The sequence below is a fragment of the Streptomyces rectiverticillatus genome (genome assembly GCF_013394065.1).
Classification (GTDB): domain Bacteria; phylum Actinomycetota; class Actinomycetes; order Streptomycetales; family Streptomycetaceae; genus Streptomyces; species Streptomyces rectiverticillatus.
This window is the reverse complement of sequence record NZ_CP040752.1, coordinates 5,468,584-5,482,335: the sequence shown is the minus strand read 5'-3', so window position 1 is coordinate 5,482,335 and position 13,752 is coordinate 5,468,584. Positions and strand designations below refer to the sequence as shown.

Below are 13,752 nucleotides of genomic sequence, written 5' to 3'. Positions count from 1 at the left end.
GCCGGGCTCAGCGCAGCCGCGCCACACGCCAGACGGCGAGGACGACGACCAGGGCGACGAGGGCGGCGTACGAGGCGACGTAGCGCCAGTCCGGGCGGCGCCCGGAGCCGGGGGCCGGCATGCCGGGCCAGGTGTAGCCGACCCGGCGGGCCGCCATCACCCCCCAGCCCGCGGCACAGCAGCTGATGAGCAGGCCGAGCATGGCGACGACCGGCCCGCCGTCGCCGAACTCGAAGGCGAGGGGGAAGGCGAACATGAGCGAGCCGACGGCGGCGAGCACGACGATCGGGGCCAGCTGCCAGATGCGCAGCCTGCGCTGCGGGCGCAGCTCGCGGAACGACGCGGGCGCGGCGGTGCCGGCCTCGGCGGTTCCCTCGGTGTCCTCGGGGCCGTCCGGGGTCAGCGCCTGCGGCTCTTCCCCGGCCACTGCCGGGAGCTGGCCCCTCCGCGGCGGCTGTTGCGGTCTGTCACGAGGGCCGGCCTCCATCGCCACGCGCCCTCCCAACCCGGACTTCACGGCTCGATCGAAGCTCGATGATGGCACGCCCGCGCAGACCGGAATGGCGCGCGTAGCGTCCCGATGCCATCACGTGATCAGGCTGTGACCGCCCGTTCGAGCAACGCCAGCGCGAGCCCGGGGAGTTCCGCCCTGCGGTCGGCCGCTCCGCTCAGCCAGTGCACGCGGGTGTCCTTGCGGAACCACGAGTCCTGGCGGCGAGCGAACCGCTTGGTGGCCCGCACGGTCTCGGCGCGCGCCTCGTCCTCGGTGCACTCCCCCGCCAGGAAGGCGAGCACCTGCTGGTAGCCGAGGGCGCGCGAGGCGGTACGGCCCTCGCGCAGCCCCTGGCGCTCCAGGGCGCGCACCTCGTCCACGAGCCCCGCCTCCCACATGCGGTCCACGCGCACGGTGATCCGCTCGTCCAGCTCGGGGCGCTCGACGTCGACGCCGATCTGCAGGGCGTCGTAGACGGGCTCCTCGCCCGGCAGGTTCGCGGTGAAGGGGCGGCCGGTGAGCTCGATGACCTCCAGGGCGCGCACGATGCGGCGGCCGTTGCCGGGCAGGATGGCGCGGGCGGCGGCCGGATCGGCCGCGGCGAGGCGGGCGTGCAGGGCGCCGGGGCCCTGCTCGGCGAGCTCCTCCTCCAGGCGGGCGCGGACGGCGGGGTCGGTGCCGGGGAAGTCCAGGGCGTCGATGGTGCCCTTGATGTAGAGCCCGGAGCCGCCGACGAGCACGGGTGTGCGGCCCTCGGCGAGGAGCCGGTCGATCTCCGCGCGGGCCAGCCGCTGGTACTCGGCGACGCTCGCGGCCTCGGTCACGTCCCAGATGTCGAGGAGGCGGTGCGGCACACCCTGCCGCTCCTCCAGGGTCAGCTTGGCCGTGCCGATGTCCATGCCCCGGTACAGCTGCATGGAGTCGGCGTTGACGACCTCGCCGCCCAGGTGCCGGGCGAGGGCGACGCCGAGATCGGACTTGCCGGCCGCCGTGGGGCCCACGACGGCGATGACCCGCGGGGCGGGAACTGCGTTTTTCACCGGGTTTTTCACCGGATCAGTCTCGCAAACCCCACCCGCGCCCCACGAACGAGCGACGTGACGCGGCGCTGCCGGGTTCGTTGCCTGTTGCGAGGTTCCGAGAGCCGGTTCACGGCCGGTGCCCGGTCGCGGTGCAACGGCACACCCCGGGCGGCGCGGGACTTCGCACACACCAGTAAGGTAATGGAGTAGATATGGGCGTGTTTTCAAGGTTTCGCCGCAAGCGGGACGAGGCGTCAACCGAAGAGGCGGCAACGGCCACTCTGACGGCGGAATCGGCCGATGACGCCGCAGAGACCAAGGCCGAGGCTGCCGAGTCGGAGACGTCCGGCGAGGCCGAGGCCGAGGCTTCCGCGGCCGAGGGGGTCGAGATCCCCAAGCAGCAGTCGGCGGAGAAGGCCGTCGACAGCGAGGCCGGTGAGGGCGCCCGTAAGTAGCTCTTGAACCAGAAAGACGAGGGAAGGCGCCATGGGCCTGTTGGACACACTCAAGGCCAAGCTCGCCCCTGCGAAGGACAAGATCGGCGATCTCGCGCAGCAGCACGGGGACAAGATCGAACAGGGGCTGGAGAAGGCCGCCAAGGTGGTCGACGAGAAGACCAAGGGCAAGTACAGCAGCCAGATCCACACGGGTGCCGGCAAGGCAAAGGACGCCATCGACCGGCTCGCCGAGAAGGAAGGCGGCAAGGGCGGCGGCACCGGCACCACGGCCCCCTGAGCGGCTGCCGGGAGGCCCGGCGCTGGACCCTCGTCGGCGGACGGGGCGCGGAGCGGATGCTCCGCGCCCCGTCGCTGCGTTTCCGGGTGCGCGAAGACCACCGGGGCCGGGACCGCCCGACGCCGCGGCCACCGAGACTGCCCGGGCGGGCCCGTAGAGGGGCTGTACGGCGCTCTCGCGGCCGTATAGCCCGTAGGAGGCCCCCAGGGAGCCCGAACGGCCGCGAGGCCGTCAGGGGCGGACGGAACGGGTCGGGGGCGGCCGGTTACGACCAGGCGGCCACGAAGTACCCCACCCCGTAGGGCGCCTCGTCGTACAGCAGCTGCCCCTTGAGTCCTGCGCCCACGCCGGCCCCCGCGAGGACCTGCCACGGGGCGCGTCCCGCGGCCTTGAGTTCCTGGGCGAGTCCGCCGTCGAGCGCGGCGAGCGCCGCGGTGTCCGCGGCGCCCAGTGCACGCGCCGCCTCCGCGTCGAAGTCCGCCGCCCGCTCGTCGAGGTAGCCCGGCGCCTTGAGCGTCCGGCAGGCGCTGCCGTCGCCCATCACCAGCAGGGCGGTCCGTCCGTCCCCGTCGGCCAGCTCGCGGCCTGCGGCCAGGCACCGCTCGGCCTCCAGCGTCTCTTCGACGCCCAGGCCCTCGACGGGCGCATCGGCCCAGCGCGTGCGCTCCAGCAGCCAGGCGGCGACCGCCAGGGACTGCGGCAGCTGCCGCTCCCCCGCCTGCGGGCCCTGCCCCAGGCGCACGTCGACGTCTACACCGAGTCCGCGGAACGATCCCCTGGACCCTTGCGGGTGCGGCCCGCGGCCCGGCTGCGGGGCGGGGCCGAGGACGACGAGCCGGTCGGGCCGCGCGGCGGCCAGCAAGCCCAGCGCGTCGAGGCAGGCGGCCCGCAGGCCGTCCAGCTCGGGTGCGGCCCCGGCGGCGACCTCCGGGACGAGCAGCGGCGGACAGGGGCATACGGCGGCGGCGACGAGCATGGCGGGAACGATACGCCCGCCGGACACTGCGCGCAGTCGCGGCCCGGGGCGCTCCCGGGCCGCGGACGGTGCGTTCGCGTCAGTCGCAGCCGCCGCAGCCCGCGGCGGCGGGGGCGGGGCTCGGCGCGGGGGCGCCGATGGCCGGGATGCCCAGCATCACGCCGGCCGGCTTGGCGGCGGCAGCGGCGGTGCGCTTCTCCCACGCATCGCCCGCGCGCGTGCGGCGCACGGCCTTGGCGGGGCCCTCGGCGAGCAGGTGGTGCGGGGCGGCGTAGGTGATCTCGACGGTCACCACGTCGCCCGGGCGGACCGGCTCACCGGGCTTGGTGAAGTGCACGAGGCGGTTGTCGGGCGCGCGGCCGGAGAGGCGGTGCGTGGCGTCGTCCTTACGGCCCTCGCCCTCGGCGACCATGACCTCCAGGGTGCGGCCGACCTGCTTCTTGTTCTCGTCCCAGGAGATCTCCTCCTGGAGGGCGACGAGACGCTCGTAGCGCGCCTGCACGACCTCCTTGGGGATCTGGCCCTCCATGGTGGCCGCGGGGGTGCCGGGACGCTTGGAGTACTGGAACGTGAAGGCGTTGGCGAAGCGCGCCTCGCGCACCACGTGCATGGTCTGCTCGAAGTCCTCCTCGGTCTCGCCGGGGAAGCCCACGATGATGTCGGTGGAGATGGCGGCGTCCGGCATGGCGGCGCGCACCTTCTCGATGATGCCCAGGAAGCGCTCCTGGCGGTACGAGCGGCGCATCGCCTTCAGGACGGTGTCCGAGCCGGACTGCAGCGGCATGTGCAGCTGGTGCATCACGTTCGGCGTCTCGGCCATGGCGGCGATCACGTCGTCGGTGAAGTCGCGCGGGTGCGGGGAGGTGAAGCGGACCCGCTCCAGGCCCTCGATCTTGCCGCAGGCGCGCAGCAGCTTGGAGAACGCCTCGCGGTCGCCGATGTCGGAGCCGTAGGCGTTGACGTTCTGGCCGAGCAGAGTGATCTCGCTGACGCCCTCGGCGACCAGCGCCTCGATCTCGGCGAGGATGTCGCCCGTGCGGCGGTCCTTCTCCTTGCCGCGCAGCGCCGGGACGATGCAGAACGTGCAGGTGTTGTTGCACCCGACGGAGATGGACACCCAGGCCGCGTAGGCGCTCTCACGGCGCGTCGGCAGCGTCGAGGGGAACGCCTCCAGGGACTCGGCGATCTCGACCTGCGCCTCTTCCTGGATGCGGGCGCGCTCGAGCAGCACGGGCAGCTTGCCGATGTTGTGCGTGCCGAAGACGACGTCGACCCAGGGGGCCCGCTTCACGATCGTGTCGCGGTCCTTCTGGGCGAGGCAGCCGCCGACGGCGATCTGCATCCCGGGACGCTTCGTCTTCATGGGGGCCAGCCGGCCGAGGTTGCCGTAGAGCTTGTTGTCGGCGTTCTCCCGCACCGCACAGGTGTTGAAGACGACGACATCGGCGTCGCCCTCCGCGGTGCCCTCGGGCGCACGGACATAGCCCGCGTCCTCCAGCAGGCCCGACAGCCGCTCGGAGTCATGGACGTTCATCTGGCACCCGTAGGTGCGCACCTCGTATGTCTTCGCACTCATCTCAATCGACCAGGGTACGTGGTCGCCCGGACAGCCCGCCTCTCCCTTTCCCCGCCCCCGCCCCCGCCCCCGTTCCGCCGTAACCCCTGCCGAAGCCCGGCCGGGCCTGGCAGGATCCGCCCATGCTTCCCCGTTCCCCGCGCCCTGGGCGCCGCGTCCTCCGTGCGGCCGCGGCGGGCACCGTCGTGCTCGCCTTGCTGGTGTGGTGGCTGGTGTCCCTGCACGGGGACACGTCCCCGGCCGGCCGGATGTCGTTCGCCACGGGGGTGCCGACGGGCGTGTACGCCAAGTACGGCGACCTCCTCAAGGAGGACCTGGGGCGCGACATGCCGTCCCTGGACGTGCGCCTGCGGCGCAGCCAGGGGTCGATCGACAACCTGCGGCAGCTCACCTCCGGTGAGGCGGACTTCACCCTGGCCACCGCGGACTCGGTCGCCACCTACCGGGACGAGGGGAAGCCGGGCGCAGCGGGGCTGCGCGCCTGTGCCCGGCTGTACGACGACTACATCCAGCTGGTGGTGGAGAAGTCCTCCCGGGTGCAGTCCGCCCGGGACCTGCGGGGCCTGCGGGTGGGTGTGGGGACGGACGACTCCGGAGTGCAGCTGATCACGCGGCGGCTGCTGAAGGCGGCGGGGCTCGACTTCGACAAGGACATCACGCCGGTGCGGGTCGGCATCGACAGGATGCCGGGGCTGCTGGAGCGGGGGGAGCTGGACGCGTTCTTCTGGTCCGGCGGGCTGCCCACGAACGCCGTCCAGACGCTCGGCCTGCGGCTGTCCATCCGCCTGGTGCAGCTGAGCGACCTGATCGCGCCGCTGCACGCGCAGGGGCCGCAGACGCACTACTACCGGGCCGCGGTCATGCCTGTGGACGCCTATCCGGAGCTGCGGGCGACGCAGGCGGTGAAGACGCTGGCGGTCGCGAACCTCCTCGTCACCATGGACCACGCGGATCCGGAGCTGGCGGAGAGCGTCACCCGCTCCGTGATGAACAGCAGGGACCGCATAGGGCAGAAGGTGCACGCGGCGCAGAAGGTGGATCTCCGTACGGCGATCTTCACCGACCCCCTGCAGTTGCACGCGGGGGCGCGGCGCTACTACCTGTCGGTCAAGCCCTGAAGAGCGTAACTACTTGTCCGTCAAGCCCTGAGGGGTGCCGTTCACGCTCTCACCGTGCCGCGGCACCCTGATCACCGCCCGCAGTCCGTGCGGCTCGTTGGGGGCGTACGTGAGCGTGGCGCCGCCCGCCGCGAGGAGGGCCCGGGAGATGGACAGCCCCAGGCCCGAGCCGGAGACGTTCTGGTGCCGGCTGCTGCGCCAGAAGCGGTCGCCGATGCGGGTGAGCTCCTCGTCCGTGAGGCCGGGCCCGCCGTCGGCGACCGTGATGCCGACACAGTCGCCCTCGACCTCGACGCTGACGTGGACGGGGGAGCCCCCGGGCGTGAACTTGAGCGCGTTGTCCACCACCGCGTCGAGGGCGCTGGAGAGGGCGACGGGATCAGCCCAGCCCGTCACCGCGGCCGGACCGCTGTAGGTGAGCGTCACCTGCTCGCGGTCGGCGACCGGTGACCAGGCCCCCACCCGGTCGGTGACGATCTCCGCTATGTCGGTCAGCTGGAGGTCGGCGGCGGCGTGCTCGGCGAGGGCGAGGCCCAGGAGGTCGTCGAGCACGCGCGCGAGGCGCTTGCCTTCGGCCCGCACGGAGGCGACCTCCGTGTGGCCGGTGGGGAGGTCCAGGGCGAGGAGGTCGATGCGCAGCAGGAGGGCGGCGAGCGGGTTGCGCAGCTGGTGCGAGGCGTCGGCGACGAAGGCGCGCTGCTGGTCCAGGACGGTCTCGACGTTGTCGGCCATCTCGTTGAAGGAGCGGGCGAGGCGGCGCAGCTCGGGCGGCCCGCTGTCGGCCGCGACGCGGGAGTTCAGCCGCCCCGTGGCGATGCCGTGCGTCGCGGCGTCCAGGGTCCGTACGGGCCGCAGCACCCACCCCGTGAGGCGGAACGCGGCGGCGACGGCGACGAGCATCGCGGCGGTCTCGCCCGCCACGAGCAGCATCCAGGAGTGCAGGATCCGCGAGCGCAGCTGCCCCGTGGGGGAATCGGTGACGACGACCGCGACGACGTCACCGTCGCGGATGACGGGGGAGGCGACGGCGAGCCGGCTGTGCTTCAGCGGCCACACCTGCCCGGGGTCATGGCTGCGGCGCCCCGCCAGGGCCTCCTGGAAGGCCCGCTGGCCCTCACCGGTGGACGGGACCTCCCAGCGCCTGGGGGCGACCGCCATGGCCGCTCCGTCGCGGTAGAAGATGCCGACCCGGATGTCGTAGAGCTCTTCGTAGCGCAGGAGTTCGGAGCGCAGGGTGTTGAACCGTTCGTCCGTCTCGGCCGCCTGGTCGGACGGCCGGGTGGTGACGAACTGGGCGAGGGCCGCGAAGCGGGCGGTGTCGTCGATGCGGTCGACGACCACGCGCTGCTGCTCGGCCGCGGCGATGCTGGCGGCGAGGGGGAACCCGAGGGCCAGCAGCACGCCCGCGAGCAGGACGATGAGGAGCGGAAGGAGTCGTGTGCGCACAGGCTCGGCCGGCCCTCACCGGGCCGGGACGACGATTTTGTAGCCGACCCCGCGGACTGTCTCGATCAGGGCGGGCATGCGCAGTTTGGCGCGCAGGGAGGCGATGTGCACCTCCAGGGTGCGGCCGGTCCCCTCCCAGCTGGTCTGCCATACCTCGCTGATGATCTGTTCGCGGCGGAAGACGACGCCGGGCCGCTGGGCGAGCAGGGCCAGCAGGTCGAACTCCTTACGGGTGAGCGGGACGGCCGTACCGGCCACGGAGACCTCGCGGTTGGGGAGTTCGATGGTGAGGCTGCCCAGCCGCAGCGAGCGCGGCGCGGAGAGCTCCTGCGTGTCCTCCGGGCCCTTGCCGGCGGGCGGCTTACGGCGGGCGACCGCATGGATGCGGGCGAGGAGCTCGCCGGTGTCGTAGGGCTTGACCACGTAGTCGTCGGCGCCGAGGTTGAGACCGTGGATCTTGGAGCGGGTGTCGGCGCGGGCGGTGACCATGATGACGGGTATGCCGGTGCGTTTGCGGATCTTGCCGCAGACCTCGAAGCCGTCCTGGTCGGGCAGGCCGAGGTCGAGCAGGACGACGGCGAAGGGCACGCCCGTGTCGGGCAGCAGGGCGCGGAGCGCCTCCTCGCCGCTGCGGGCGTGGGTGACGTCGAAGCCGTGCCGGGACAGCACCGCCGCCAGGGCCGCGGCGACGTGGTCGTCGTCCTCCACGAGCAGCAGTCTCATCCGGCCCCCTCCCTGTGACCGCGGCGTGGGCACCCCCGCATCCACGCTGATGGACGCCCGGTCCGTCAAGGGGGTTCCGGGAGTGAAGGAGCTTCCGTTATCCAGCCGGTACGCCCGCGCGACCGGCGTGCACGCCGTGCGCCCCCTTCACGCAGAGTGTCCCTTTGCGGCCGGATCGTTATGCTCAATTTCAGCTCAGATGTAATGACGCTGGTCGATGCCGCTCATTAGGGTCCTCCCAATCGAGGAGGATGGAGCGAGGAACGCCGATGAGCGAAGTATCGGTGACCGACGAGGCCACTGCCGCCGCGGACCCACTGGTCGTCCTGAAAAGCGTCAACAAGCACTTCGGCGCCCTGCATGTCCTCCAGGACATCGACCTGACGATCGCACGCGGCGAGGTCGTCGTCGTGATCGGCCCGTCGGGTTCGGGCAAGTCGACGCTGTGCCGGACCATCAACCGTCTGGAAACCACGGATTCCGGATCGATCACCATCGACGGCAGACCGCTGCCCCAGGAGGGCAAGGAGCTGGCCAGACTGCGTGCCGACGTCGGCATGGTCTTCCAGTCCTTCAACCTCTTCGCGCACAAGACCGTACTGGAGAACGTGACGCTCGGTCAGATAAAGGTCCGCAGGACGGACCGCCGCAAGGCCGAGGAGAAGGCGCGCGCCCTCCTCGACAGGGTCGGCGTCGGCGCCCAGGCCGACAAGTACCCCGCCCAGCTCTCGGGTGGCCAGCAGCAGCGCGTGGCCATCGCCCGCGCCCTGGCCATGGACCCGAAGGTGATGCTCTTCGACGAGCCGACGTCCGCGCTCGACCCGGAGATGATCAACGAGGTGCTGGAGGTCATGCAGCAGCTCGCCCGGGACGGCATGACGATGGTCGTCGTCACCCACGAGATGGGCTTCGCCCGCTCCGCCGCCAACCGCGTGGTCTTCATGGCCGACGGCCGCATCGTCGAGGAGGCGCGGCCGGACCAGTTCTTCAGCAACCCGCGCAGTGACCGTGCCAAGGACTTCCTCTCGAAGATCCTGCACCACTGACCGCACCGGCGCCCCGCCGCCGGACCGGCCCGTTCGGCCCTCCCGTCACGGCTGCCCGAACCGCTCCGCTCCACCTGCAGACGCAAAGGATGTTCACCATGAAGCTCCGCAAGACCGTCGCAGCCGCCGCCGTGGCACTGGCCCTCACCGCGACCGCCACCGCCTGCGGCAAGTCGGGCAGCCCGGACGACGACAAGGCCGGCAAGCCCGGCGACGGCCAGTCCGCACCGGCCGTGCCGACCTACAAGGTGAACACCTCGGCCGACGTCAAGGGTTCGCCCGTCTTCGACAGGATCAAGGGCAAGACGATCACCATCGGCACCAAGGCCGACCAGCCCGGCCTGGGCTACGAGAACCCCACCTCCAAGAAGCGCTCCGGCTTCGACGTGGAGATCGCCCGGATGATCGCGGCCGACCTCGGCTTCGACGAGGCCCACATCAAGTTCAAGACGGTGCCGTCCGAGGCCCGCGAGACGCAGATCGCCAGTGGCGGGGTCGACTTCTACGTCGGCACCTACACGATCAACGACGAGCGCAAGAAGCAGGTCGACTTCGCCGGCCCGTACTACGTCGCCGGGCAGGACCTGCTGGTGAAGTCCGACAGCAGCATCAAGGGCCCCGAGGACCTCAAGGGCAAGAAGGTCTGCTCGGTGACCGGCTCCACGCCGCTCAAGCGCATCAAGGAGCCCAAGTACGGAGCGGCCGAGGTCAAGGCCCAGCAGGGGTACCAGCTGTGCGTCCAGGAGCTCGTGTCCGGCACGGTCGACGCCGTGACGACCGACGACACGCTCCTCAAGGGTTACGCCGCGGAGAACAAGGGCGCCTTGAAGGTGGTCGGCAAGCCGTTCTCCACGGAGCCCTACGGCGTGGGCGTGAAGAAGGACGACAAGGCGCTGCGCGCGGCCATCAACGACGCCATCGAGGCGCACGAGAAGAACGGCGACTGGAAGAAGGCTTACGACGCCACCATCGGCCTGTCCGGGATTGCCGCGCCGAACCCGCCCGCGGTCGACCGCTACTGATCCGCACGTGATCCGCTACTGATCAGCCGGGAGCGCTGCCTTGAACGTTCTGTCGGACCACTTCGCGGAGTTCCGTGAAGGATTCCTCGGCACCGTGGAGCTCACGGGGCTCAGCGGCCTGCTGGCCCTGGTGCTGGGCATACTGATGGCGGCGTTCCGGGTCTCCCCGGTGCCCGCCCTGCGAATATTCGGCACCACTTGGGTGACGCTGCTGCGCAACACCCCGCTGGTGCTGCTCTTCCTCGCCGTCACCCTGGGCCTGCCCGCCCTCGGACTCAAGGGCTGGGACTCCTTCTGGCTCGCCGTGCTGACGCTCGGGTGCTACACCTCGGCGTTCATCTGCGAGGCCGTCCGGTCCGGCATCAACTCCGTACCGGTGGGCCAGGCGGAGGCCGCCCGCTCGATCGGGATGACCTTCAACCAGACGCTGGGCCAGGTCGTGCTGCCCCAGGCCACCCGCACCGCGGTGCCGCCCATCGGCAGCCTGATGATCGCCCTCACCAAGAACACGGCGATCGCCTCGGGCTTCAACGTGACCCAGCTGGGCTCGGTGCAGAAGTCGCTCAACGCCGACACCGGCTACAACATCTACGTGATCTTCCTCTGGATCGCGATCTGCTACATCATCATCACCCTCGCGGTCAGCGGCCTGTTCCGGCTGCTGGAGAACCGGCTGGCGGTGGCCCGGTGAGCGCGAACGTCCTCTACGACGCACCCGGCCCCAGGGCGCGGGCCCGCAACCGCCTCTACGGGGCGCTGTCCACCGTCGCGATCCTCGCTCTGATCGCCTTCATCATCTACAAGCTGGACGACACCGGCCAGTTCCAGGCCGGCCTGTGGGACGACTACGAGTACAGCGACACCCACCAGCGGATCGTCGACGGCCTGCTGACGACGCTGAAGACGTTCGCGATCGCGGCCGTGCTCTCGCTCGTGCTCGGCGCGGTGCTGGCGGCCGCCCGGCTCTCCGACCACCGGCCGGTGCGCTGGGCCGCCACGGTGGCGGTGGAGTTCTTCCGCTCCATGCCGCTGATGATCATGATCTTCCTGCTGTTCGCGGGGGTCTTCACCAACGATCCGATGTGGGCGCTGGTCATCGGGCTCACGCTCTACAACGGCTCCGTGCAGGCCGAGATCTTCCGGTCCGGGATCAACGCGGTGCCCCGGGGCCAGGGCGAGGCCGCCTACGCGCTCGGGCTGCGCAAGACACAGGTGATGTCGAGCATCCTGATCCCGCAGGGCGTACGGACGATGCTGCCGTCGATCATCAGCCAGCTCGTGGTGACCCTGAAGGACACCTCGCTCGGGTTCATCATCCTCTACGAGGAGCTGCTCTTCGTGGGCAAGGCCTTCGCCGAGCAGACCAAGCCCGTGAACGGCGTCTACGCCTTCATCCCGATGGTGATCATCTTCGGTTCGATCTACATCCTGCTCTGCCTGGCGCTGTCTTCGGTGGCCACCTGGGTCGAACGGCGCACGCAGCGCTCGCGCAAGGGCAGCCCGCCCGCGATGTCGACGGCCGAAGGCGCCGTCACGACCGGGTCCGCCGCGGGCGCGGACGGCGCCTCCGGCGCACACGACTCCCGCACGGGCTGATCCTCCGCAGGTGACGCCCCGTCGGCCGGACCGGTCGGCGGGGCGCGCCGCGTGCGGCGCGCCGCGGCGAGCGCCCTGATCACTTGACGCACGCACCCGCAGTGGGTTGCATACGTTCTGTGATCGAGCACCGCGTTCCCCCCGTCGGATCCCGAACGTCCCGTACGCCCCGTACGTACCGTGGAGCCCCGGGCAGGGATCTCGGCCGCAGCGCGCACCGGGGAGCCGTGCCGTGGACCCGGTGATCGTCGTCGGGGCCGGCCCGGTCGGCCTCATGCTCGCTCTCTGCCTCGCCCGCCACGAGGTGCGCGTCGTCCTCCTCGACGAGGCCTCCGACGGCCCCGCGCCGGACGAGGAGCGCCTGGCCCGCACGGTCGTGCTCGGCCCGGACACCGCGGCCCTGGTGGAGCGGCTGGGGTGCGCCACGCAGGACGGCACCCGCTGGACGGGCTGGCGCACCATGCGCCGCCGCGCGGTCGTCAGCCGGCTGGCGTTCACACGCCCCGGGGAAGCCGCGGAAGCCGGCGCGGCCGAGGGCGCGGTGGCAGCCGGCCCCTCGCCGCTGCACCTGCCGCAGCACGCGCTGACGCGGGAGCTGAAGGCCGCACTCGTCTCGGAGGAGAAGGTGCGGATCGTCCGCGGGGGCCGCCTGGAGAACCTGCGGCAGGACGCCTTCGGGATCTCCGCCCACCTCCGCGGCGACAAAAGCTCCGCCTGGCGGGGCAGTTACCTGGTCGGCTGCGACGGCGCCCGGTCGACCGTGCGCAAGCTGCTCGGCGCGCGCTTCCCCGGGCGCACGGCCGTCGAGCGGTACGCGGTCGCCGCGCTCCGGGCCGAGCTGCCGTGGCCCGGCGAGGCCGTGCTGCACCGGTCGCCCGCACGGGGCGGGGAGGTGACGGCCCGTCCCCTGCCGGACGGCGTGTGGCGGCTCGACTGGCCGCTGCCGCCCGGCGGCGAACTCGTCACGCCCGACGCGCTCCTGGCCCGGGTGCGTGACTCGCTGGCCACCTGGTGCGAAGACGTCCCGTCGTACGAGCTCCTGGACACCGGCGTGCACCTCGTGCACCACCGCCTCACGCGCCGGATGCGCACCGGCCGCGCCTTCCTCGCCGGGGACGCCGCGCACCTGCTGGGCGCGCTCGGCACCCAGGGCCTCGACGAGGGGCTGCGCGACGCCGGGAACCTCGCCTGGAAGCTGGCCCTGGCCTGGCACCACGGCGCCTCGGAGGCCCTGCTCGACAGCTACCAGGCCGAGCGGCGCGGGGCGATCGGGGACCGGCTGCGCGCCGCCGACCGGGCGCTGCCGGCGGTACGGGGCGAGGGAGGGTGGAGCAGCGTGCGCCGCACGCTGGTGCCGGGCGCCCTGCGCGGGCACGACGAGCTGCTCACCGATGGCCACCTCGGGCGCGGGCAGCTCAGCACGCCCCCCTCCTACACCCGTACGCCCCTGGCACCGGCCGCACCGCCCGCCGGCTCCGTCACCGTGGACACCCCGCTGGGAGCCCAGGCGGAGAACGTGCCGGTGACGGCACCGGACGGCACCCTCGTGCCGCTGCAAGACCGGCTCGGCGGCGACCTCCTGGTGATCCTGACGGCGCCGGGCAGCGGGGTGTGGGAGCGGCGACACTGGGCGGACGCCGGGCTCATGCCGCAGCTGGCGGCCGCCGTCAGCGCCCTGCCCGTGCGCGCCGAGCTGCTGGTCACCGACGAGTACCCGGGCGCTCCGGCCCACACCGTGCTGGTGGTGCGCCCGGACGGACACCTGGTCGCGGCGCTCGCCGGGGTGCGGCCTGCGGAGCTGTACGCGTGCGCGGACGCCGTACGGGGCGGCGCGGCCGGCGGCGCGGAGCCCGCGGGCGAGGGACGGAAGGGCGCCGCCGGGGCCGCGGCGGCGGGCCCGGAGCCGAGCGCCGCGGGCATGGCCTCCGGGAGCGGCCAGGGCGCGGGGAGCGCGCAGCCGCCGTCGGAAGCCCCCAGCGAAGCCGCAGCCAACCGTTGA

14 protein-coding genes are annotated in these 13,752 nt (G+C 72.2%); 8 read left to right on the top strand and 6 right to left on the bottom strand.

The features are described from left to right. Nucleotides 1-7: 7 nt before the first annotated feature. Nucleotides 8-487 (bottom strand): hypothetical protein, encoded by a 480-nt coding sequence (locus tag FGW37_RS24075; RefSeq protein WP_179084880.1) that lies wholly within the window; start codon nucleotides 485-487, stop codon nucleotides 8-10. Between the two features lie 107 nt (nucleotides 488-594). Next, nucleotides 595-1,533, bottom strand: a complete 939-nt coding sequence (miaA, locus tag FGW37_RS24070; RefSeq protein ID WP_058047261.1) for a tRNA (adenosine(37)-N6)-dimethylallyltransferase MiaA — start codon at nucleotides 1,531-1,533, stop codon at nucleotides 595-597. Nucleotides 1,534-1,727: 194 nt separating this feature from the next. On the opposite strand from miaA, the gene FGW37_RS24065 reads away from it, so the two are divergent. Both FGW37_RS24065 and FGW37_RS24060 read left to right on the top strand, forming a co-directional pair. Continuing rightward, nucleotides 1,728-1,970, top strand: a complete 243-nt coding sequence (locus tag FGW37_RS24065) for a hypothetical protein (protein ID WP_179082943.1) — start codon at nucleotides 1,728-1,730, stop codon at nucleotides 1,968-1,970. A 31-nt stretch (nucleotides 1,971-2,001) separates the two neighbouring features. Then, nucleotides 2,002-2,250 carry an antitoxin gene (locus FGW37_RS24060; protein ID WP_179082942.1) on the top strand — a complete coding sequence of 83 codons (249 nt, stop codon included), beginning with the start codon at nucleotides 2,002-2,004 and terminating at the stop codon, nucleotides 2,248-2,250. A 265-nt stretch (nucleotides 2,251-2,515) separates the two neighbouring features. Here FGW37_RS24060 and FGW37_RS24055 read toward each other — a convergent pair whose 3' ends face one another. Both FGW37_RS24055 and miaB read right to left on the bottom strand, forming a co-directional pair. Then, entirely contained in the window at nucleotides 2,516-3,226 is a 711-nt protein-coding gene (locus FGW37_RS24055) for a class III extradiol dioxygenase subunit B-like domain-containing protein (RefSeq protein WP_179082941.1), read from the bottom strand. A gap of 79 nt (nucleotides 3,227-3,305) precedes the next feature. Then, a complete protein-coding gene (miaB, locus tag FGW37_RS24050) occupies nucleotides 3,306-4,802 on the bottom strand; it encodes a tRNA (N6-isopentenyl adenosine(37)-C2)-methylthiotransferase MiaB (RefSeq protein WP_179082940.1) in 1,497 nt (498 codons plus the stop codon). Between the two features lie 122 nt (nucleotides 4,803-4,924). Here miaB and FGW37_RS24045 point away from each other — a divergent pair, with 122 nt between their 5' ends. After that, complete coding sequence (locus FGW37_RS24045; RefSeq protein ID WP_179082939.1) at nucleotides 4,925-5,920, top strand: TAXI family TRAP transporter solute-binding subunit; 996 nt, start codon at nucleotides 4,925-4,927, stop codon at nucleotides 5,918-5,920. Nucleotides 5,921-5,929: 9 nt separating this feature from the next. Here FGW37_RS24045 and FGW37_RS24040 read toward each other — a convergent pair whose 3' ends face one another. Both FGW37_RS24040 and FGW37_RS24035 read right to left on the bottom strand, forming a co-directional pair. Further along, a complete protein-coding gene (locus FGW37_RS24040; protein ID WP_179082938.1) occupies nucleotides 5,930-7,366 on the bottom strand; it encodes a sensor histidine kinase in 1,437 nt (478 codons plus the stop codon). A gap of 15 nt (nucleotides 7,367-7,381) precedes the next feature. Further along, nucleotides 7,382-8,089: a response regulator transcription factor gene (locus FGW37_RS24035; RefSeq protein ID WP_179082937.1), complete on the bottom strand. Its 708-nt coding sequence runs from the start codon at nucleotides 8,087-8,089 to the stop codon at nucleotides 7,382-7,384. 269 nt (nucleotides 8,090-8,358) lie between these two features. On the opposite strand from FGW37_RS24035, the gene FGW37_RS24030 reads away from it, so the two are divergent. The 5 genes from FGW37_RS24030 (at nucleotide 8,359) to FGW37_RS24010 (ending at nucleotide 13,752) form a co-directional block, all read left to right on the top strand. Then, a complete protein-coding gene (locus FGW37_RS24030; protein ID WP_058047253.1) occupies nucleotides 8,359-9,135 on the top strand; it encodes an amino acid ABC transporter ATP-binding protein in 777 nt (258 codons plus the stop codon). A 98-nt stretch (nucleotides 9,136-9,233) separates the two neighbouring features. Next, nucleotides 9,234-10,157 (top strand): glutamate ABC transporter substrate-binding protein, encoded by a 924-nt coding sequence (locus FGW37_RS24025; protein ID WP_179082936.1) that lies wholly within the window; start codon nucleotides 9,234-9,236, stop codon nucleotides 10,155-10,157. A gap of 40 nt (nucleotides 10,158-10,197) precedes the next feature. Then, nucleotides 10,198-10,848: an amino acid ABC transporter permease gene (locus FGW37_RS24020; RefSeq protein WP_179082935.1), complete on the top strand. Its 651-nt coding sequence runs from the start codon at nucleotides 10,198-10,200 to the stop codon at nucleotides 10,846-10,848. Further along, on the top strand, nucleotides 10,845-11,753 hold the full coding sequence (locus FGW37_RS24015; protein WP_179082934.1) for an amino acid ABC transporter permease: 909 nt from the start codon (nucleotides 10,845-10,847) through the stop codon (nucleotides 11,751-11,753). The genes FGW37_RS24020 and FGW37_RS24015 overlap by 4 nt, the downstream gene beginning before the upstream one ends. Nucleotides 11,754-11,985: 232 nt before the next feature. Further along, nucleotides 11,986-13,752 carry an FAD-dependent monooxygenase gene (locus FGW37_RS24010; protein WP_179082933.1) on the top strand — a complete coding sequence of 589 codons (1,767 nt, stop codon included), beginning with the start codon at nucleotides 11,986-11,988 and terminating at the stop codon, nucleotides 13,750-13,752.